12 protein-coding genes and 5 rRNA genes are annotated in these 20211 nt (G+C 47.9%); 16 read left to right on the forward strand and 1 reads right to left on the reverse strand.

What is annotated here, in order from left to right:
- Positions 1–150: 150 nt before the first annotated feature.
- The 13 genes from MKY54_RS00055 (at position 151) to MKY54_RS00115 (ending at position 16769) form a co-directional block, all read left to right on the forward strand.
- A 23S ribosomal RNA gene (locus tag MKY54_RS00055) occupies positions 151–3077 on the forward strand.
- A gap of 128 nt (positions 3078–3205) precedes the next feature.
- Positions 3206–3322, forward strand: a 5S ribosomal RNA gene (gene rrf / locus MKY54_RS00060).
- Positions 3323–3476: 154 nt separating this feature from the next.
- Positions 3477–5093, forward strand: coding sequence for an ABC transporter substrate-binding protein (locus MKY54_RS00065; RefSeq protein ID WP_076130912.1), 1617 nt, complete (start codon positions 3477–3479; stop codon positions 5091–5093).
- Positions 5093–6079, forward strand: a complete 987-nt coding sequence (locus MKY54_RS00070) for an ABC transporter permease (RefSeq protein WP_339189057.1) — start codon at positions 5093–5095, stop codon at positions 6077–6079. The genes MKY54_RS00065 and MKY54_RS00070 overlap by 1 nt, the downstream gene beginning before the upstream one ends.
- Entirely contained in the window at positions 6076–6942 is an 867-nt protein-coding gene (locus MKY54_RS00075) for an ABC transporter permease (protein ID WP_139330225.1), read from the forward strand. The genes MKY54_RS00070 and MKY54_RS00075 overlap by 4 nt, the downstream gene beginning before the upstream one ends.
- On the forward strand, positions 6942–7706 hold the full coding sequence (locus MKY54_RS00080) for an ABC transporter ATP-binding protein (RefSeq protein ID WP_076282766.1): 765 nt from the start codon (positions 6942–6944) through the stop codon (positions 7704–7706). Before MKY54_RS00075 ends, MKY54_RS00080 begins: the two co-directional genes overlap by 1 nt.
- On the forward strand, positions 7697–8446 hold the full coding sequence (locus tag MKY54_RS00085; protein ID WP_076187689.1) for an ATP-binding cassette domain-containing protein: 750 nt from the start codon (positions 7697–7699) through the stop codon (positions 8444–8446). The genes MKY54_RS00080 and MKY54_RS00085 overlap by 10 nt, the downstream gene beginning before the upstream one ends.
- 21 nt (positions 8447–8467) lie before the next feature.
- Positions 8468–9526, forward strand: coding sequence for an aminotransferase class V-fold PLP-dependent enzyme (locus MKY54_RS00090; RefSeq protein ID WP_076195264.1), 1059 nt, complete (start codon positions 8468–8470; stop codon positions 9524–9526).
- 2 nt (positions 9527–9528) lie between these two features.
- Positions 9529–10680, forward strand: coding sequence for an amidohydrolase family protein (locus MKY54_RS00095; RefSeq protein ID WP_076282765.1), 1152 nt, complete (start codon positions 9529–9531; stop codon positions 10678–10680).
- A 424-nt stretch (positions 10681–11104) separates the two neighbouring features.
- A 16S ribosomal RNA gene (locus MKY54_RS00100) occupies positions 11105–12662 on the forward strand.
- A gap of 261 nt (positions 12663–12923) precedes the next feature.
- Positions 12924–15850: ribosomal RNA gene (locus tag MKY54_RS00105) — 23S ribosomal RNA — on the forward strand.
- A 128-nt stretch (positions 15851–15978) separates the two neighbouring features.
- Positions 15979–16095 (forward strand): 5S ribosomal RNA (rrf, locus tag MKY54_RS00110).
- Together the 16S, 23S and 5S rRNA genes form the textbook arrangement of a ribosomal RNA operon.
- A 260-nt stretch (positions 16096–16355) precedes the next feature.
- Complete coding sequence (locus MKY54_RS00115; protein ID WP_036678856.1) at positions 16356–16769, forward strand: hypothetical protein; 414 nt, start codon at positions 16356–16358, stop codon at positions 16767–16769.
- A 63-nt stretch (positions 16770–16832) separates the two neighbouring features.
- On the opposite strand, the gene MKY54_RS00120 is transcribed toward MKY54_RS00115, so the two are convergent.
- The gene (locus MKY54_RS00120) at positions 16833–17357 is read right to left on the reverse strand and encodes a hypothetical protein (RefSeq protein WP_076130063.1); all 525 of its coding nucleotides are present in this window, start codon (positions 17355–17357) and stop codon (positions 16833–16835) included.
- 209 nt (positions 17358–17566) lie between these two features.
- Between MKY54_RS00120 and MKY54_RS00125 the strand changes: the two genes are divergently transcribed.
- The 3 genes from MKY54_RS00125 (at position 17567) to tmk (ending at position 20141) form a co-directional block, all read left to right on the forward strand.
- Positions 17567–17752: a sigma factor G inhibitor Gin gene (locus MKY54_RS00125; RefSeq protein WP_036678851.1), complete on the forward strand. Its 186-nt coding sequence runs from the start codon at positions 17567–17569 to the stop codon at positions 17750–17752.
- Between the two features lie 208 nt (positions 17753–17960).
- Positions 17961–19499 carry an aminotransferase class I/II-fold pyridoxal phosphate-dependent enzyme gene (locus MKY54_RS00130; RefSeq protein WP_339189059.1) on the forward strand — a complete coding sequence of 513 codons (1539 nt, stop codon included), beginning with the start codon at positions 17961–17963 and terminating at the stop codon, positions 19497–19499.
- Positions 19500–20141 (forward strand): dTMP kinase, encoded by a 642-nt coding sequence (gene tmk / locus MKY54_RS00135; RefSeq protein ID WP_036678846.1) that lies wholly within the window; start codon positions 19500–19502, stop codon positions 20139–20141.
- Positions 20142–20211 lie beyond the last annotated feature (70 nt).

The following is a 20211-nucleotide window of genomic DNA, read 5'->3' on the forward strand; positions in this document are numbered from 1 at the left end:
CAAGTAAGACTTGATCCTTGAAAACTGGATACCGAAACGAATTTGCGTTTTAGAACATCTTTTAGCAACTTGTGTAAACAAGTAAATGTTATTAGTGAGATGATTCCAAAGAGAATGTCATCGTATGATATTTTCCTGCGGAAAAATCAAGGTTAAGCTAATAAGAGCACACGGAGGATGCCTAGGCGCCAGGAGCCGACGAAGGACGTGGCGAACAACGAAACTGCCTCGGGGAGCTGTAAGCAAGCTTTGATCCGGGGGTGTCCGAATGGGGAAACCCAGCTGTGGTAATTCGCAGTTACTCATACCTGAATACATAGGGTGTGTAGAGGCAGACCAGGGGAACTGAAACATCTAAGTACCCTGAGGAAGAGAAAACAATAGTGATTCCGTCAGTAGCGGCGAGCGAACGCGGAACAGCCTAAACCTAAGAGCTTGCTCTTAGGGGTTGTGGGACGTCTCACATGGAGTTACAAAGGAATATGGTAGGTGAAGAGGTCTGGAAAGGCCCGCGATAGAGGTAAAAGCCCTGTAACCTAAACTGTATTCTCTCCGAGACGGATCCCGAGTAGTGCGGGGCACGTGAAACCCCGTATGAATCCAGCAGGACCATCTGCTAAGGCTAAATACTACCTGGCGACCGATAGTGAAACAGTACCGTGAGGGAAAGGTGAAAAGCACCCCGGAAGGGGAGTGAAATAGAACCTGAAACCGTGTGCTTACAAAAAGTCAGAGCCCTATTAATGGGTGATGGCGTGCCTTTTGTAGAATGAACCGGCGAGTTACGTTTAACATGCAAGGTTAAGCCGAGAAGGTGGAGCCGCAGCGAAAGCGAGTCTGAATAGGGCGAATTAGTATGTGGACGTAGACCCGAAACCGTGTGATCTACCCCTGTCCAGGGTGAAGGTGCGGTAACACGCACTGGAGGCCCGAACCCACGTACGTTGAAAAGTGCGGGGATGAGGTGGGGGTAGCGGAGAAATTCCAATCGAACTCGGAGATAGCTGGTTCTCCCCGAAATAGCTTTAGGGCTAGCCTCGGTATAAGAGTAGTGGAGGTAGAGCACTGATTGGGTGCGGGGTCCGCAAGGATTACCAAGCTCAGTCAAACTCCGAATGCCATATACTTATTGCCGGGAGTCAGACAGTGAGTGCTAAGATCCATTGTCAAAAGGGAAACAGCCCAGACCATCAGCTAAGGTCCCCAAGTGTGTGTTAAGTGGGAAAGGATGTGGAGTTGCACAGACAACCAGGATGTTGGCTTAGAAGCAGCCACCATTGAAAGAGTGCGTAATAGCTCACTGGTCGAGTGACTCTGCGCCGAAAATGTAACGGGGCTAAACACACCACCGAAGCTATGGCTAGATACGTATGTATCTGGGGTAGGGGAGCGTTGTGTAGGGGTTGAAGGTGTACTGAAAAGAGCGCTGGACACTACACAAGTGAGAATGCCGGTATGAGTAACGAAAAGATCAGTGAGAATCTGATCCGCCGAAAGCCCAAGGTTTCCTGAGGAAGGCTCGTCCGCTCAGGGTAAGTCGGGACCTAAGGCGAGGCCGAAAGGCGTAGTCGAAGGACAACAGTTTGAAATTACTGTACCACCGTAATCCGCTATGAGCGATGGGGTGACGCAGGAGGGTAGTGACGCGGACTGATGGATGTCCGTCTAAGCAGTGAGGCTGATGTGTAGGCAAATCCGCACATCGTTAAGGCTGGGCTGTGATGGGGAGCGAAAATTGTAGTAGCGAAGGTCATGATCTCACACTGCCAAGAAAAGCCTCTAGCCAGGAGAAGGTGCCCGTACCGCAAACCGACACAGGTAGGCGAGAAGAGAATTCTAAGGCGCGCGGAAGAACTCTCGTTAAGGAACTCGGCAAAATGACCCCGTAACTTCGGGAGAAGGGGTGCCCCGGTAGTGTGAATAGCACGAGGGGGCCGCAGTGAAAAGGCCCAAGCGACTGTTTAGCAAAAACACAGGTCTGTGCGAAGCCGCAAGGCGAAGTATACGGGCTGACGCCTGCCCGGTGCTGGAAGGTTAAGGGGAGTGGTTAGGGGTAACCCGAAGCTATGAACCGAAGCCCCAGTAAACGGCGGCCGTAACTATAACGGTCCTAAGGTAGCGAAATTCCTTGTCAGGTAAATTCTGACCCGCACGAATGGCGTAACGACTTGGGCGCTGTCTCAACGAGAGATCCGGTGAAATTTTAATACCTGTGAAGATGCAGGTTACCCGCGACAAGACGGAAAGACCCCATGGAGCTTTACTGCAGCTTGATATTGAATTTGGGTACGATCTGTACAGGATAGGTGGGAGCCGTAGAAATCGGAGCGCAAGCTTCGGTGGAGGCGCCGTTGGGATACCACCCTGATCGTATCTAGGTTCTAACCTAGTACCCTTACCGGGTACGGGGACCGTGTCAGGCGGGCAGTTTGACTGGGGCGGTCGCCTCCTAAAGAGTAACGGAGGCGTTCCAAGGTTCCCTCAGAATGGTTGGAAATCATTCGCAGAGTGCAAAGGCATAAGGGAGCTTGACTGCGAGACCTACAAGTCGAGCAGGGACGAAAGTCGGACTTAGTGATCCGGTGGTACCGCATGGAAGGGCCATCGCTCAACGGATAAAAGCTACCCTGGGGATAACAGGCTTATCTCCCCCAAGAGTCCACATCGACGGGGAGGTTTGGCACCTCGATGTCGGCTCATCGCATCCTGGGGCTGAAGTAGGTCCCAAGGGTTGGGCTGTTCGCCCATTAAAGCGGTACGCGAGCTGGGTTCAGAACGTCGTGAGACAGTTCGGTCCCTATCTGTCGTGGGCGCAGGAAATTTGAGAGGAGCTGTCCTTAGTACGAGAGGACCGGGATGGACGTACCGCTGGTGCACCAGTTGTTCCGCCAGGAGCATGGCTGGGTAGCTACGTACGGACGGGATAAGCGCTGAAAGCATCTAAGCGTGAAGCCCCCCTCAAGATGAGATTTCCCAATTAGTAAGACCCCTTGAAGACGACGAGGTAGATAGGTTGGAGGTGGAAGTGCAGCAATGCATGGAGCTGACCAATACTAATCGGTCGAGGGCTTATCCTATACGTAGAATGCAGATTTGTTTCGGATTCAGTTTTCAGGCATCAAGCCTGAAATACGCTTAGAAATTCATTGTCACTTCTGGTGATGAACCGAATTTCACGCGGCAGCGTCTGTTTGACAGACGCATGTTTGGTGGCGATAGCGGAGGGGTTCCACGCGTACCCATCCCGAACACGACCGTTAAGCCCTCCAGCGCCGATGGTACTTGGACCGAAGGGTCCTGGGAGAGTAGGACGTTGCCAAGCACACAAGACCACTGTTGAGTAATCGACAGTGGTCTTTTTGTTATGTATATTTACTTAAGGATTGTTGCAAATTAAATTATGTTTGACAGACTAGAGTGTTTAACCCATAATACAATTCATACTAAACATATAAGAATTATAGGGGGAGCGAATTATGTCGTACTTTAGTGTATCTATTAAGAAACCGATTCTGTTGGGGGCAATAGCAGTTTTGCTATTGATGTTAATTGCAGGGTGCTCGGGGTCTAATAATAAGGCTGATTCAAATAAAGAGGCACAGGAAAGTGCGAGTCCGGCAACTCAAAGTCCTCAAACTGCAGAACCTGCAACGGGAGGGACTTTCGTCTATGGACGACCTGCTTCTGTAACTTCGCTGGATTTGCATAATCAGATTACGTCCAACAATGCTTTTGCAATCGACAAAGTTTTTGAATCATTAGTCGCTTTTGACAGCAAAGGTGAAATTGTAGATTGGCTTGCTAAGTCACATAATATCAGTGAAGATGGTCTGACGTATACATTCGAGCTTCGTGATGGTTTGAAGTTTTCCAATGGTACGGATGTGACCGCAGAAGATGCTGTATTCTCTCTTGAGCGGCACTTGAAGGTAGGCGGCCCGCTGGCAATATCCGCAAAGGTCGACACAATCAAAGCGCAAGATAACAAAACGCTTGTTATTACACTTAAAGAGCCTTATACACCATTTATCTCGGAGCTATCTAATTTCTCAAATGGTATCCTTCCTAACAATTTCGGGGGAGTATCCGAAGAGGAATTCTTCAAGAAACCAATCGGTACGGGACCTTTTGTTGTTGAAACATGGGACACTGCTGGTGATCTGACCTTCACTAAGAATACATTCTACTGGCAAGAAGGTAAACCCTATATTGATAAGCTCGTTTATAAGCTGATTGAAGATGACAGCCAAGCGATTAACCAGCTGAAGGCTGGAGAAGTTAATGCTATTGAATCTTTGGCTCTGCAAAATGCCAATGAGATTAAAGATGGGGCTGACACTAAAGTAGTTACTAACGGTAGTTGGGTGACAGAGCAATTGTTCTTTAATACGTTGGATGAACATTTTTCTGATGTGCATGTCCGTCGCGCTCTGGCGCTGGCGCTTGATCGTGAGGGCTTGACCAAGGCGTTAACCTTTGGTTATGCACAAACAGCAAACTCATTGCTGCCAACAACGATTCCTTATAACGCAAATGATACAATCAAAGCACTGAACTTTAATATCGAAGCAGCCAAGGAGGAGCTTGCCAAATCTGCCTTCCCTAATGGCTTCACTACCAAATTACTTGTAGCATCCGGTAATAGCACAAGAGCTCAAGAGGCACAAATTATTCAGGCAGCGGGCCAAACGATCGGGATTAAGATTGAGATTGAATCGATTGAACTTGCCACTTTCCGTGAACGTTTCTTCGCATATGATTTTGCGGCAATGCTGAACAGTGGCCAAGCGGATTCCCCTGAAGCGAACTCAATTATTGCTTTCCAGACCGATCCGGAAGGCTTCAGCAAATCATATTGGACGCATTATACAAATGATGAAGTAACGAAGCTTCTATATGAGGGACAAAAAACTGCGGATGGCGATGAACGTGCACAAATCTATACTAAGCTGCTGCAGACCCTTGCTGATGAAGTTCCTTATATTCCGCTTTACTATCCAGATGTTTTAAAAGGTATTCGTTCTTCAGTTGACGGTCTCGTTGTTCTACCAAACGGCAGTGCCCGTTTCGAAGATGTCCGCATCAGCCAATGATGAATCTTAAGCAGGTGTTAAATCAACCGAAAGGAAGCAAGGGTTCTTACAACTGGCTTGTGATATCTCTTATAAAAGCATTGGCAGTGATCTTCTGCGTAATGATAGCAGTCTTTTTCATCATACGAATCGTGCCGGGAGATCCAGCAAAAATGATTTTGGGAGAATACAGCACCCCTGAGGCGCTCAAGAGTATGCATCATACTCTTGGGCTGGACCTCCCTTTATGGGAGCAATTCATCCGATTTGTGAAGACGCTGTTTACTCAAGGAGATACTGGAAACTCCATTATTATGGGGACATCAACAAGAGAGTTGATTACACAACGGGCCCCTGTTACTTTGCTGCTCATCGTGATGGCTTGTGTGTTGGCGATTTTTGTATCCCTTCTGCTCGCTACGGTAGCCGCTACGCATAAGGATAAACTGCTGGACCATTTGATACGTATTTTTCCTACAATTACTCTAGGTATGCCAATCTTCTGGGTTGGCTTACTTTTAATTTTGCTCTTTAGTGTCCGGCTTGGCTGGTTCCCTGTTGGGGGAGTAAGTGAAGGGTGGGTCGGAACCTTGCATAGTCTTGCACTTCCAGCAATCACTGTTGCTTTTTCACAGGTTCCTACGCTTGTTCGTTCATTAAGAGCGCAGATGCTTGAAGTGTTAGAATCGGATTTTGTAGTCACCCTTAAGGCTGCGGGCATACCAAACAGGGTTATTTTATTTAAACATGTGCTGCGCAACTCTGCTCTTCCTACGTTAATGCTGCTGGGTGTGAATATTTCTTATTTAATCGGAGGCACCTTGGTCGTTGAGCAGGTATTTGGAATTAAGGGAATTGGCAGCTTATTGTTCACTTCAATTTCGAAACGGGACTTTCCGGTTATTCAAGGAATAGCACTTTACTGTGCGCTATCTGTTGTGATCATCAGTCTCTTGATTGAAATCATTTCCTGGTGGCTTGATCCCAGAACGAAAGGAAAACAATGAAAACTATAAGACTAGACTCGCGATTGTATGAAGACGGTAAGATAACAAGCGGCTTAAAGCGAATATGGAATACCCCATCACTTCTAGTGGGAATTATTATGTTTGCAGCTCTTATTCTCTTGACTGTGTTTATACCTTATATAAGTCCTTATGACCCCTCTGAGCAAAATTTGAGTGCCTTTTTACAGCCTCCGTCAGCCGAACATTGGTTGGGAACTGATCAATTAGGGCGTGATCTGTTTACCAGACTGGTTTATGCAGCGAGGACTGATTTGAAAATCATGGTCTTGGCAGAAATCATTCCCTTTTGCACAGGTGTATTTCTAGGAATGCTGGCAGGATATTACGGCAAATGGATCGATACAGTTATTACGCTGTTGTCAGATACATTCATCGCCTTTCCTTTTTATCTCATCGTTATTATCGTGGCTTTTGCCAGTGGAGCAGGAGAACGAGGCATTTATATTACTTTTATCTTTGTAGGATGGATTGTCTTTGCCCGTGTCGTCAGAGGTCTTAGTGCTTCTTTTCGTAATCAGGAATGGGTGGCGTCCGCTCAAACCTTAGGACTACCAGGAGTGAAAATTATTTTGCGTCATCTCCTGCCGAATGTACTTCCGCAAGCCGTGGTCGTCCTTATGACAGATATGATTGGATTGCTTGTTGCCATTGTTACGCTCGGGTATCTTGGTATCGGCATTACACCGCCAACTCCTGACTGGGGGACAATGATTTCAGATGGACAGCCCTTCATCACTACAGCTTGGTGGCTCTCGGCCGTTCCGGGATTTGCAGTGGTGTATACGGGGATAGCTTTGTCGCTCCTAGGTGATGGTTTGGCAGACATATGGAGGAAAAAATAATGTCTATACAACCCATTTTAGAAATAGAGGCGCTATCGCTGGCAGCTAAGTCAAATGAGAGATTGGTCAATAATGTTAGTTTTTCGCTGGGTAAAGGGGAGAGTCTGGGATTAGTAGGTGAATCGGGATCAGGAAAATCGCTTACGCTGCGTGCAATTTTAGGCTTGCTTCCAAATGGTGTTGAACAGACTGGTGGCACCATTAAAAGTGAGGTAAGCAGTGCAATGGTATTTCAAGATCCAAGAGGTGCGCTTGATCCGCTCTGTACGGTTGTCAAACAACTGGCTGAAGTTGTGTATTACAGACAGAGAGTAAGCCGTAAGACCTCGCGGGTAATTGCACTGGAACTGCTCGAAAGGCTTGGTCTCCCCGATTCATTGAAGAAAAAGGACCGGTATCCGAGTCAGCTGTCAGGCGGTCAGTGTCAACGGGTAGTCATCGCTCTGGCACTGGCGTGTAAGCCAGGCATACTTCTCTGTGATGAGCCGACAACGGCACTGGACGTCACGGTTCAACGGCAAATTATTGAGACGATCACGAGCCTCCAGCATGAGCTCAGTTTTGCCATGGTATTTGTTACGCATAACCTAGCGATTGCAGCAAACTTGTGTTCACGGCTATGTGTAATGAAACAGGGACAGATTGTTGAGCAGGGCAATACTCTTGATATTTTGCAAAATCCGAAAGACCCTTACACACAGATGCTGATTGATTCGGTGCTTCCTTTGCCAGAGCTTGAAGGGAGTAGAGACTCATGGAATTAGCCTTGCAAATAAAAGATTTAACTGTTCATTATGGCGGCTTTACTGCACTGGATCGTATTAATCTGAATCTTGAGCAGCACACCACCCTTGGGCTTGTTGGAGAATCCGGATCAGGGAAATCTACGCTGGCGCGAGTAATTGCTGGACTGATTGCCCCAAATGAGGGACAGATTCTGTTGGGTACCCAAGAATTAAAAAAGAAAAGAAGCCGTGAGCAGCACAAAACAATCCAGATGATTTTCCAAAATCCAGATGCTTCGCTAAATCCTAAACATTCGATTAGGCAAATTCTTTCCGAGCCCTTATTGTTTCATAAAATAGTGGGGCGTACAGATGTTGAACAAAGATGCAAAGAGCTTTTGAATCAAGTTCATTTAGAACAAAAGGCGTTAGACAAATTCCCACATGAATTTTCCGGCGGCCAGCGTCAACGGATAGCGATCGCTCGTGCATTAAGTGTTGAGCCAAACATCCTGATCGCGGATGAACCTACAAGTGCGTTGGATGTATCTGTGCAGCTTAGTGTGCTCGAACTGTTCAATACGCTGAAGGCTGAGCTTAATCTCACCATGCTTTTTATTTCTCATGATCTAGGAGTAATCAATGCAATTAGCGATACGGTAGCAGTTATGCGGCAAGGAAAGCTCGTGGAGCAGAGTCCGCGGGACCAATTCTTCATCCGTCCTAAACATGAATACAGTTATGAGCTGTTGTCGGCGGTTCCGAAAATGCCAAAATAAAGTACATCAGGAGGTTTTTTTATGAACCGAGAACATAAAGGATACGTGCCACTTTCACTAGCTGAGTACAATAAGCTAACACATTTAATTTCCAAAGTCTTGTTTACTGAGCACCCTCCAGTTATCATTCCGGCTGAGGCAATCCTTGGAATCGAGGCGGTAGCCGCCGGAATAGCTGCACCTGGTCGAACCATTGTAAATATAGTAACAGGTCCTTATGGAAGTTTATTTGGAAAATGGCTTGAGCGGGGTGGAGCAACGGTTGTTGAAGTAAAGGTTCCTTTTGATGAAGTGGTCACTAGCGACCAAGTTGCTTCCGCGATTAAGGAGTTTAAACCTTGTGCCCTTTCTTTTGTTCAAGCTGAAGTGGTTACTGGAGGCTCTAATCCTGCTAAAGAAATATTTGAAATTGCAAAAGAATTCAATCTAATTACTGTGTCGGACTCCGTATCTGCGGTTGGGGGAGAGGCCCTGCTGGTGGATGAATGGTCCGTTGATTTTGCAGTTATAGGTGCGCAAAAAGCCTTAGCTGGACCCAACGGTGTTAGTGCCGTAAGTATTTCTCCACGTGGTTGGGAATTTCTTGAGTCGAATGAAAATGCTCCACGCAATTCTATTTTATCCTTGCTGGATCTGAAACCATCACTTGGAGACGCCGCGCCATTGCGGGTTGCCCCAAACATTCCTACGCTGGAGGCTAGAGCCTTGACTCAAGCTTTGACACGAATTGAAGAAGAAGGATTGGATCAAGTAATCAAACGCCATGAGCGAGCCGCAGCAGCTGCTGTAGCTGGTATTAAATCCTTGGGGCTTGAGCCTTGGCAAAAGGACAGCAGACATTATTCTACGCTGACTACAACGGTGCGGATTTCTGGAAAGCAAGAGTTGCGGATTGAGCAGCCTATAGGCATTGTGGCTCCCGGAGACGGAGAATTATTTGGACATCTTCTACGGATCAACCATTTTGGAACGAATGCTGAGCGGCAAAGTGTGGAGAAGGCTATATCCACGCTTGCCGAACTGTTGAAACAAGACCCAGTTCAGGCATTAGCAGCTGTTCGGCTGGCATGGGGGGAATGAAGATGATTCATAAGCATCCAGAGCTGCAAACGTTCAATGACATTTTTATAGCAGGTATCGAAGGCAGACGTTTTGATGTCGTGATAAAGGATGGGCGTTTTTCATCCATTACTGAAGCGGATCCGCATCAAGTAGAGTCAAATCTTGCAGGAACAGATCTGTGGCTAAGTCCGGGTATTATTGATCTTCATACGCATTTAGCTTGGACAGATTTTGACCACTCTGATCAATTGAAGCGCGATTCCAACCAGATCGAAATTATGCAGGCACAAGCTTTTGAAGCTACTCTTAGAACGGGTGTAACGGCTGCCCGTGATGCAGGTGGGATTCTGCCGAGCACAGTGCAGCATCTTGTCCAGCAATATCAGCATCCATTAAGAGTGCAGACCAGTAGCGATATGATTGGAGCAGCAGATGCCCGTGGTCTCAAGCATTTAGAACAACGCATGGCGGAAATCTTTGCTACAGGAGCGGGTTGGATAAAAATCATGGCCACAGGCGGGCTTGGAGCACCTACCGAGAAAGTCGTTGACCCGATCTTTTCCGAAGAAGAGTTCTCGTTCATTGTTCGTAATGCACATGCCCATGATAAGAAGGTACTGGTTCATACCTGGGGCGGAGTGACGATAGACTGGTCCATCCAGGCCGGCGTGGAATCAATAGAGCATGGGATGTTTCTAACTGAGGATCAGGCAGGAAGACTTGCTAACTCGAGGGTAGCGTTTGTACCCACCACATCAATTTATCGTATTGCTGCAGACCCAAAAGGCGTTCTAGCGTTGAACCCGATCATTTGCGACCGAGCTGCCCGCGCTGCCGAATGTCATTCCAAGGCCATTCATTATGCAAAAAGAGAAGGCGTTCGTATTGGATTCGGTACAGATTATGCCACACCTGCACTACATGGCTATAACCTTCAAGAACTGGATACATTGATTGATTATGGCTTAACTCGGAGAGAAGCTTGGCAGGCTGCGACTAAAAGTGCTGCTGATATTCTGGGGAGCGGTAACGAGCTGGGACAAATTGCAGAAGGTTTTATTGCAGATGCTGTTGTTTTCAAAGCGGATCCATATGAAGCGCACAATGCGGAGGCACTTCGAAGCAATATCATTGCCGTAATTACTGGAGCGAAGGAAGCGGAATTAATCTAGAATCGTCTAAGCTTCTTCTAAAAAACAACTGTTATCTTCTGCAGTTGTTTTTTTACTTTCTAGATAATTAGATGATAAGGGGAGGTAGTTATTATAATACGATAATACATAGATGATGTTTTATGCTTTTGATTTTATATAAAAAAACTCTTGCAATGCATCTCCATACATGATATATTCTAAGTCCGGCCAAGAAGTACACATGCCGAGCTCGAAAAAGAAGTTAAAAAAAGAGCTTGACATTAAATAGCCGAACATGATATAGTATAAGAGTTGCTGCTGAGACATTAAACGGCGCCAACGAGAACTTGATCTTTGAAAACTGAACAACGAGTGAGTAGGAAATCACGCAAGTGAAATCCAAATTAGAGAATTAATTTTCTCGTCAGATGTTTCAAAATGAGCATATCGCTCTTTTCAATACTAATTGGAGAGTTTGATCCTGGCTCAGGACGAACGCTGGCGGCGTGCCTAATACATGCAAGTCGAGCGGAGTTACTTTGAAAGCTTGCTTTCAAAGTAACTTAGCGGCGGACGGGTGAGTAACACGTAGGCAACCTGCCCTTCAGACTGGGATAACTACCGGAAACGGTAGCTAATACCGGATAATTTCTTTTTTCTCCTGAGAGAAGAATGAAAGACGGAGCAATCTGTCACTGAGGGATGGGCCTGCGGCGCATTAGCTAGTTGGTGGGGTAACGGCCCACCAAGGCGACGATGCGTAGCCGACCTGAGAGGGTGAACGGCCACACTGGGACTGAGACACGGCCCAGACTCCTACGGGAGGCAGCAGTAGGGAATCTTCCGCAATGGGCGAAAGCCTGACGGAGCAACGCCGCGTGAGTGATGAAGGTTTTCGGATCGTAAAGCTCTGTTGCCAGGGAAGAACGTCCGGTAGAGTAACTGCTACCGGAGTGACGGTACCTGAGAAGAAAGCCCCGGCTAACTACGTGCCAGCAGCCGCGGTAATACGTAGGGGGCAAGCGTTGTCCGGAATTATTGGGCGTAAAGCGCGCGCAGGCGGCTATTTAAGTCTGGTGTTTAAACCTTGGGCTCAACCTGAGGTCGCACTGGAAACTGGGTGGCTTGAGTACAGAAGAGGAAAGTGGAATTCCACGTGTAGCGGTGAAATGCGTAGATATGTGGAGGAACACCAGTGGCGAAGGCGACTTTCTGGGCTGTAACTGACGCTGAGGCGCGAAAGCGTGGGGAGCAAACAGGATTAGATACCCTGGTAGTCCACGCCGTAAACGATGAGTGCTAGGTGTTAGGGGTTTCGATACCCTTGGTGCCGAAGTTAACACAGTAAGCACTCCGCCTGGGGAGTACGGTCGCAAGACTGAAACTCAAAGGAATTGACGGGGACCCGCACAAGCAGTGGAGTATGTGGTTTAATTCGAAGCAACGCGAAGAACCTTACCAGGTCTTGACATCCCTCTGAATCCGCTAGAGATAGCGGCGGCCTTCGGGACAGAGGAGACAGGTGGTGCATGGTTGTCGTCAGCTCGTGTCGTGAGATGTTGGGTTAAGTCCCGCAACGAGCGCAACCCTTAACTTTAGTTGCCAGCAAGTAATGTTGGGCACTCTAGAGTGACTGCCGGTGACAAACCGGAGGAAGGTGGGGATGACGTCAAATCATCATGCCCCTTATGACCTGGGCTACACACGTACTACAATGGCCGGTACAACGGGAAGCGAAGCCGCGAGGTGGAGCCAATCCCATCAAAGCCGGTCTCAGTTCGGATTGCAGGCTGCAACTCGCCTGCATGAAGTCGGAATTGCTAGTAATCGCGGATCAGCATGCCGCGGTGAATACGTTCCCGGGTCTTGTACACACCGCCCGTCACACCACGAGAGTTTACAACACCCGAAGTCGGTGGGGTAACCCGCAAGGGAGCCAGCCGCCGAAGGTGGGGTAGATGATTGGGGTGAAGTCGTAACAAGGTAGCCGTATCGGAAGGTGCGGCTGGATCACCTCCTTTCTATGGAGAATCGTTCTCTGCAATGAGGACATTCAAATCGGAAGCTCAGCTTCCAAAACTCAGGTTTAGGCCTGTTACTCACTCGTTGCTCAGTTTTGAGAGTTTAAGCTCTCAGTAAGACTTGATCCTTGAAAACTGGATACCGAAACGAATTTGCGTTTTAGAACATCTTTTAGCAACTTGTGCAAACAAGTAAATGTTATTAGTGAGATGATTCCAAAGAGAATGTCATCGTATGATATTTTCCTGCGGAAAAATCAAGGTTAAGCTAATAAGAGCACACGGAGGATGCCTAGGCGCCAGGAGCCGACGAAGGACGTGGCGAACAACGAAACTGCCTCGGGGAGCTGTAAGCAAGCTTTGATCCGGGGGTGTCCGAATGGGGAAACCCAGCTGTGGTAATTCGCAGTTACTCATTTCTGAATACATAGGAAATGTAGAGGCAGACCAGGGGAACTGAAACATCTAAGTACCCTGAGGAAGAGAAAACAATAGTGATTCCGTCAGTAGCGGCGAGCGAACGCGGAACAGCCTAAACCTAAGAGCTTGCTCTTAGGGGTTGTGGGACGTCTCACATGGAGTTACAAAGGAATATGGTAGGTGAAGAGGTCTGGAAAGGCCCGCGATAGAGGTAAAAGCCCTGTAACCTAAACTGTGTTCTCTCCGAGACGGATCCCGAGTAGTGCGGGGCACGTGAAACCCCGTATGAATCCAGCAGGACCATCTGCTAAGGCTAAATACTACCTGGCGACCGATAGTGAAACAGTACCGTGAGGGAAAGGTGAAAAGCACCCCGGAAGGGGAGTGAAATAGAACCTGAAACCGTGTGCTTACAAAAAGTCAGAGCCCTATTAATGGGTGATGGCGTGCCTTTTGTAGAATGAACCGGCGAGTTACGTTTAACATGCAAGGTTAAGCCGAGAAGGTGGAGCCGCAGCGAAAGCGAGTCTGAATAGGGCGAATGAGTATGTGGACGTAGACCCGAAACCGTGTGATCTACCCCTGTCCAGGGTGAAGGTGCGGTAACACGCACTGGAGGCCCGAACCCACGTACGTTGAAAAGTGCGGGGATGAGGTGGGGGTAGCGGAGAAATTCCAATCGAACTCGGAGATAGCTGGTTCTCCCCGAAATAGCTTTAGGGCTAGCCTCGGTATAAGAGTAGTGGAGGTAGAGCACTGATTGGGTGCGGGGTCCGCAAGGATTACCAAGCTCAGTCAAACTCCGAATGCCATATACTTATTGCCGGGAGTCAGACAGTGAGTGCTAAGATCCATTGTCAAAAGGGAAACAGCCCAGACCATCAGCTAAGGTCCCCAAGTGTGTGTTAAGTGGGAAAGGATGTGGAGTTGCACAGACAACCAGGATGTTGGCTTAGAAGCAGCCACCATTGAAAGAGTGCGTAATAGCTCACTGGTCGAGTGACTCTGCGCCGAAAATGTAACGGGGCTAAACACACCACCGAAGCTATGGCTAGATACGTATGTATCTGGGGTAGGGGAGCGTTGTGTAGGGGTTGAAGGTGTACTGAAAAGAGCGCTGGACACTACACAAGTGAGAATGCCGGTATGAGTAACGAAAAGATCAGTGAGAATCTGATCCGCCGAAAGCCCAAGGTTTCCTGAGGAAGGCTCGTCCGCTCAGGGTAAGTCGGGACCTAAGGCGAGGCCGAAAGGCGTAGTCGAAGGACAACAGTTTGAAATTACTGTACCACCGTAATCCGCTATGAGCGATGGGGTGACGCAGGAGGGTAGTGACGCGGACTGATGGATGTCCGTCTAAGCAGTGAGGCTGATGTGTAGGCAAATCCGCACATCGTTAAGGCTGGGCTGTGATGGGGAGCGAAAATTATAGTAGCGAAGGTCATGATCTCACACTGCCAAGAAAAGCCTCTAGCCAGGAGAAGGTGCCCGTACCGCAAACCGACACAGGTAGGCGAGAAGAGAATTCTAAGGCGCGCGGAAGAACTCTCGTTAAGGAACTCGGCAAAATGACCCCGTAACTTCGGGAGAAGGGGTGCCCCGGTAGTGTGAATAGCACGAGGGGGCCGCAGTGAAAAGGCCCAAGCGACTGTTTAGCAAAAACACAGGTCTGTGCGAAGCCGCAAGGCGAAGTATACGGGCTGACGCCTGCCCGGTGCTGGAAGGTTAAGGGGAGTGGTTAGGGGTAACCCGAAGCTATGAACCGAAGCCCCAGTAAACGGCGGCCGTAACTATAACGGTCCTAAGGTAGCGAAATTCCTTGTCAGGTAAATTCTGACCCGCACGAATGGCGTAACGACTTGGGCGCTGTCTCAACGAGAGATCCGGTGAAATTTTAATACCTGTGAAGATGCAGGTTACCCGCGACAAGACGGAAAGACCCCATGGAGCTTTACTGCAGCTTGATATTGAATTTGGGTACGATCTGTACAGGATAGGTGGGAGCCGTAGAAATCGGAGCGCAAGCTTCGGTGGAGGCGCCGTTGGGATACCACCCTGATCGTATCTAGGTTCTAACCTAGTACCCTTACCGGGTACGGGGACCGTGTCAGGCGGGCAGTTTGACTGGGGCGGTCGCCTCCTAAAGAGTAACGGAGGCGTTCCAAGGTTCCCTCAGAATGGTTGGAAATCATTCGCAGAGTGCAAAGGCATAAGGGAGCTTGACTGCGAGACCTACAAGTCGAGCAGGGACGAAAGTCGGACTTAGTGATCCGGTGGTACCGCATGGAAGGGCCATCGCTCAACGGATAAAAGCTACCCTGGGGATAACAGGCTTATCTCCCCCAAGAGTCCACATCGACGGGGAGGTTTGGCACCTCGATGTCGGCTCATCGCATCCTGGGGCTGAAGTAGGTCCCAAGGGTTGGGCTGTTCGCCCATTAAAGCGGTACGCGAGCTGGGTTCAGAACGTCGTGAGACAGTTCGGTCCCTATCTGTCGTGGGCGCAGGAAATTTGAGAGGAGCTGTCCTTAGTACGAGAGGACCGGGATGGACGTACCGCTGGTGCACCAGTTGTTCCGCCAGGAGCATGGCTGGGTAGCTACGTACGGACGGGATAAGCGCTGAAAGCATCTAAGCGTGAAGCCCCCCTCAAGATGAGATTTCCCAATTAGTAAGACCCCTTGAAGACGACGAGGTAGATAGGTTGGAGGTGGAAGTGCAGCAATGCATGGAGCTGACCAATACTAATCGGTCGAGGGCTTATCCTATACGTAGAATGCAGATTTGTTTCGGATTCAGTTTTCAGGCATCAAGCCTGAAATACGCTTAGAAATTCATTGTCACTTCTGGTGATGAACCGAATTTCACGCGGCAGCGTCTGTTTGACAGACGCATGTTTGGTGGCGATAGCGGAGGGGTTCCACGCGTACCCATCCCGAACACGACCGTTAAGCCCTCCAGCGCCGATGGTACTTGGACCGAAGGGTCCTGGGAGAGTAGGACGTTGCCAAGCACATTAAGCCATTGTTGATTTATCAGCAGTGGCTTTTTTGTTTTTTTTTTGGACAAGAGTGTTATTTGAAGGGGAGTACAACATCTGAAGGGGCTGTAATTGAGTGACATTTTTGTTACCGACGCTGAGGTCGATACAAGTATAATAGATAAGTGCAAATAATAAGCAACATCTCTAATACGAAGGAACTACTCATAAATTCTAACTTTGAATTTTCTTGTGTCTTTAGATGCATTGTGGAGGTAAGGAGGATTTAAGGCATGAAACAAACAAGAATTATTAAGATATTAATTTTTTCGTGTATAGTAGCTTTAATACTGGCAGGCTGCGGTACGAAAGCGCCCAGCTGGGATGCTTTTGAGGGTGCGCTAAACGAGAAAAATTTCCCTGTGCCCCAAGAGGCGTACTCACCAGACCAGACTACGACAAACGTTGCTATGGATTATGTGCGTTATTCTTTACCTGGATTAAAGGAGAAGAACGGCATCCCAGAGGAGTATATGGATACTATTAAGGCCTGGGGATGGGTTGAACAGGAAGAGGAGAATACCGATTCATCTGGTGTTTTTCAGAAGGATGGAGTAACGGTTCATTTAACAGTGCATGATGATTATTTTATAGTTATGATTCCTAAAGAAAAGAAGGCCTTAATTAAAGGTCTTAAGACAAAATAAATAATCGCCGTCCTTTATGGATGGCGATTATTTATTTATATGCGAACACAGGTTAACTGTACTCTATTGAGAGTAATAGGAGGCATCGGTTGGATTAAACTTAAGCATGCCTTCCTTGTTGCGTTGATTTATTTTGAACAGTGTATAGAGACGGGGCAATAAAAGCCACAAGTGGCAAATAATCAGGGATACTGTAAATGCCGGTGGTGACCAAAAAATAAAGAGAGCTGCAATACAAAGACCAATATAAAAATTATGTAACTGTACTTTACGGAAAATGCGGTAACTAATGTGTTGATCTGGCATGAAGCCAAGCCACGGGATTTTAAATGAGATGGACCATCTTTTTGAAATAGGATGCCCGGAGATTAGAAGTACTGAGCGTGAAATAACATATTGAACCCAGAACATAACCGGAGCAGCTATAATTAAGTAGAGAATACTCCACCAAGAAAGAAAGACTGTCTCGAGCACAAGGACCAAAAGAGGGAGCAAAATATAAACACGCAGCAGAGGTGCCGTTAGATTAATTTTTTTGATTAATTTATATTGATAGAATGTAGCAGCGCCTTTGGTGTTGGGTTCCATATAAAATAGACTAACCTCCTCACAGATTCATATGTTCTTAATATCGGCGAATGAAAGCATTTTATTAAACTATGGGCGAATATTCACCGATATAGGGGCAGCGGAATATATATAATACACGAAACGAAGGATATGAAAAAACTATGAAAAGGTTTAAAATGATAGAAGGTGTATCATACTGTTCTTAAAAGAGTCAAGGTGGGATGGTTATGGAACAGCAAACCGGGCAAGCTTGTATCATTTGTGGGCAGGAAAAAGAAGAAGGTATTGTGATTGTCTCGCATTTTATTTGTGAGGATTGTGAGGCAGAAATGATCCGTACCGAGGCAGAAGATGCTAAGTACCGTTTTTTTATTGGCCAGATGAAGAAGATCGGATTGCAAAAGAACGCTTAAGTAGAGTAACTCTGTTAATTGATGCGGATAAGAGAGCAGTCTGGATGAAAGATATAAGGGCTGCATTAGAGATATTCATATACGGCTTCCTCGTTGTTTAAGCGGGGGGAGCCGTTTTGCTGTTCAGTCAGATGCTTTTATGAGGAAACATAGGAGTTTCTGAATATTTACGTTAAAATAGAAGGAACCCTATGGGAAGGAATTTAATATGAATAAATTACAACGATGTAGGGCACCTGTATACGAAATGCTGGAGCAATATAGAATTGTGGGTAATATATCTTATCATGTGCCGGGACATAAAAATGGAGCGGCATATGACGGCGTAGAAGGCGCTGGGTTTCTAGATGAGGTCATGAAGTACGATGTTACGGAGATTACCGGTACGGATGATCTTCATCATCCTGAGGGAGTCATTAAGGAAGCACAGGAGTTGGCTGCGGATTGCTTTGGAGCAGAGGAGAGTTTTTTTCTAGTTGGCGGAAGTACGGCGGGTAACCTGGCGCTGATTCTAACGGCTTGCCCCGAGCCAGGAATGATTCTGATTCTTCAACGAAATGTGCATAAATCAGTGATTCATGGTCTTATGTTAGCTGGAGTGAGGGCTGTTTTCGTCGAGCCGCTAATTGATCCACTCAGCGGCTTGGCAGTAGCGCCGGCGGCAGAAGCTGTTGAGGCTGCACTTGCAGCCTATCCGGAAGCCGCCGCTGTATTTGTCACCATGCCCAATTACTACGGCATGGGCAGTGACCTTGCGCCCCTCGCGCGTATTTGCCACGACAGCGGTGTACCGCTGCTTGTCGATGAAGCGCATGGGGCGCATTACGGGCAGCACCCGGCACTGCCTGCCGGGGCGCTTGCTTGTGGCGCGGACGGCGTAGTGCAGTCCACGCACAAGATGCTCACTGCGATGACCATGGGCGCTATGCTGCATGTTCAAGGGCAGCGGCTCGACCGTGCCCTGCTCTCGCAGCGGCTCGCCATGGTGCAGAGCTCCAGCCCATCATATCCTATGATGGCGTCGCTTGATCTTGCCCGGCGGCTGCTGCACAGCCGGGGCAGCGAGGCTTTCACGGCAGGGCTGGCCGCCGTGGATGTCCTGCGGCGCGGCCTTGCCGAGCTGCTGCGCTATGGATTGGTGCAGCCGGCAGAGCCGCTGCACGACGGTACGCCGCTGCATAAGGCGGCGTACGAGACGCAGGACCCCTTCAAAGTCGTCATTTATGACGCCACCGGGGTCCTAGGCGGTTTCGAGCTGCAGCGCAGGCTCGAGGCTAAGGGCTGTGTGCCGGAGATGAGTGACGACCGGCACGTAGTGCTGCTGTTCAGCCTCGGTTCGAAGGCCGAAGATGCAGCAAGGTTATTGCAGGCGCTGCGGGAAATAGATTCGGAGGTTACATCCGAATCACCGCACACCGCAGGCATTTCAGAATCTCGAAATATTTCCACGTGGAACAATTTGAATGTTTTACAAATCTCAGCACCTGTTCCCTTCTCTTTGAAGCCGGTGTCAGCCAATGAGGTAGAAAGTATTAATCTTGAACACAGCGTGGGGAGAGTAGCTGCAGAAATGGTAATTCCCTATCCACCAGGCATTCCATTATTATATCCGGGTGAGGTCATCACAGATCAGATACAGCAAAGACTGACTGGTTTAGCTTATGGAGGCGCGAAGTTCCAGGCTTGTGCTGATCCGGTCTTACAGCGTATTAAGGTATACAACATTCAGAAGGGCGGAGAAGTATAAGTGGGCAAAGAAGGTTTCTTCATAACATTAGAAGGGGGCGAAGGCTCCGGAAAAACAACGGTACTGGGCAGAGTAGCAGCATATTTGCAGAATCGGTCCATGCCCTATCGAATTACACGTGAACCTGGAGGCATAGAAATCGCCGAAAAAATTCGCTCTATTATTCTGGATCCTGCCCATACTGCAATGGATGCACGTACTGAGGCATTGCTGTACGCTGCATCAAGAAGCCAACATCTCGCTGAAGTAGTAGAGCCAGCTCTTAGAGAAGGGCTTACAGTCCTCTGTGACCGCTTTGTAGACAGCAGTCTCGTTTATCAAGGACATGCAAGAGGATTAGGTATGGAAGAGGTGTGGAGTATTAACCGTTTTGCTATTGGAAATCGCATGCCCGATCTAACCTTTTATCTGGATGTAGACCCTGAGATTGGATTATCACGGATTGCGGCCAATCAAGATCGCGAAGTCAATCGTCTGGATATGGAGAGTCTTGCCTTTCATCAGAAGGTTCGTGAAGGTTATCATTTATTAATTAAGGCGAATCCGGAGAGAATAGTAGTTCTTGATGCAAACCGCCCTATTCATCTGGTAGAACAAGATATCGTGAGAACTCTTGAAGAGAGAGTATTAAAGGGTTTTTAGGGTGTTTTGTCTAATATAATAAGAGAAGTGGCATATAACTAAGCGTTTGCTTATGAAGTGAGGTTACTAC

The organism is Paenibacillus sp. FSL P2-0121, assembly GCF_037975345.1.
GTDB classification, from domain to species: domain Bacteria; phylum Bacillota; class Bacilli; order Paenibacillales; family Paenibacillaceae; genus Paenibacillus_AQ; species Paenibacillus_AQ odorifer.

Excerpts from the sequence above, each read along its gene's own strand:
- MKY54_RS00065 (WP_076130912.1), top strand. The coding sequence starts at position 3,477 with ATGTCGTACTTTAGTGTATCTATTAAGAAACCGATTCTGTTGGGGGCA.
- MKY54_RS00125 (WP_036678851.1), top strand. The coding sequence starts at position 17,567 with ATGGAACAGCAAACCGGGCAAGCTTGTATCATTTGTGGGCAGGAAAAA.
- MKY54_RS00095 (WP_076282765.1), top strand. The coding sequence starts at position 9,529 with ATGATTCATAAGCATCCAGAGCTGCAAACGTTCAATGACATTTTTATA.
- MKY54_RS00075 (WP_139330225.1), top strand. The coding sequence starts at position 6,076 with ATGAAAACTATAAGACTAGACTCGCGATTGTATGAAGACGGTAAGATA.
- MKY54_RS00085 (WP_076187689.1), top strand. The coding sequence starts at position 7,697 with ATGGAATTAGCCTTGCAAATAAAAGATTTAACTGTTCATTATGGCGGC.
- MKY54_RS00070 (WP_339189057.1), top strand. The coding sequence starts at position 5,093 with ATGAATCTTAAGCAGGTGTTAAATCAACCGAAAGGAAGCAAGGGTTCT.
- MKY54_RS00090 (WP_076195264.1), top strand. The coding sequence starts at position 8,468 with ATGAACCGAGAACATAAAGGATACGTGCCACTTTCACTAGCTGAGTAC.
- MKY54_RS00120 (WP_076130063.1), bottom strand. The coding sequence starts at position 17,357 with ATGGAACCCAACACCAAAGGCGCTGCTACATTCTATCAATATAAATTA.
- MKY54_RS00130 (WP_339189059.1), top strand. The coding sequence starts at position 17,961 with ATGAATAAATTACAACGATGTAGGGCACCTGTATACGAAATGCTGGAG.
- MKY54_RS00080 (WP_076282766.1), top strand. The coding sequence starts at position 6,942 with ATGTCTATACAACCCATTTTAGAAATAGAGGCGCTATCGCTGGCAGCT.
- MKY54_RS00115 (WP_036678856.1), top strand. The coding sequence starts at position 16,356 with ATGAAACAAACAAGAATTATTAAGATATTAATTTTTTCGTGTATAGTA.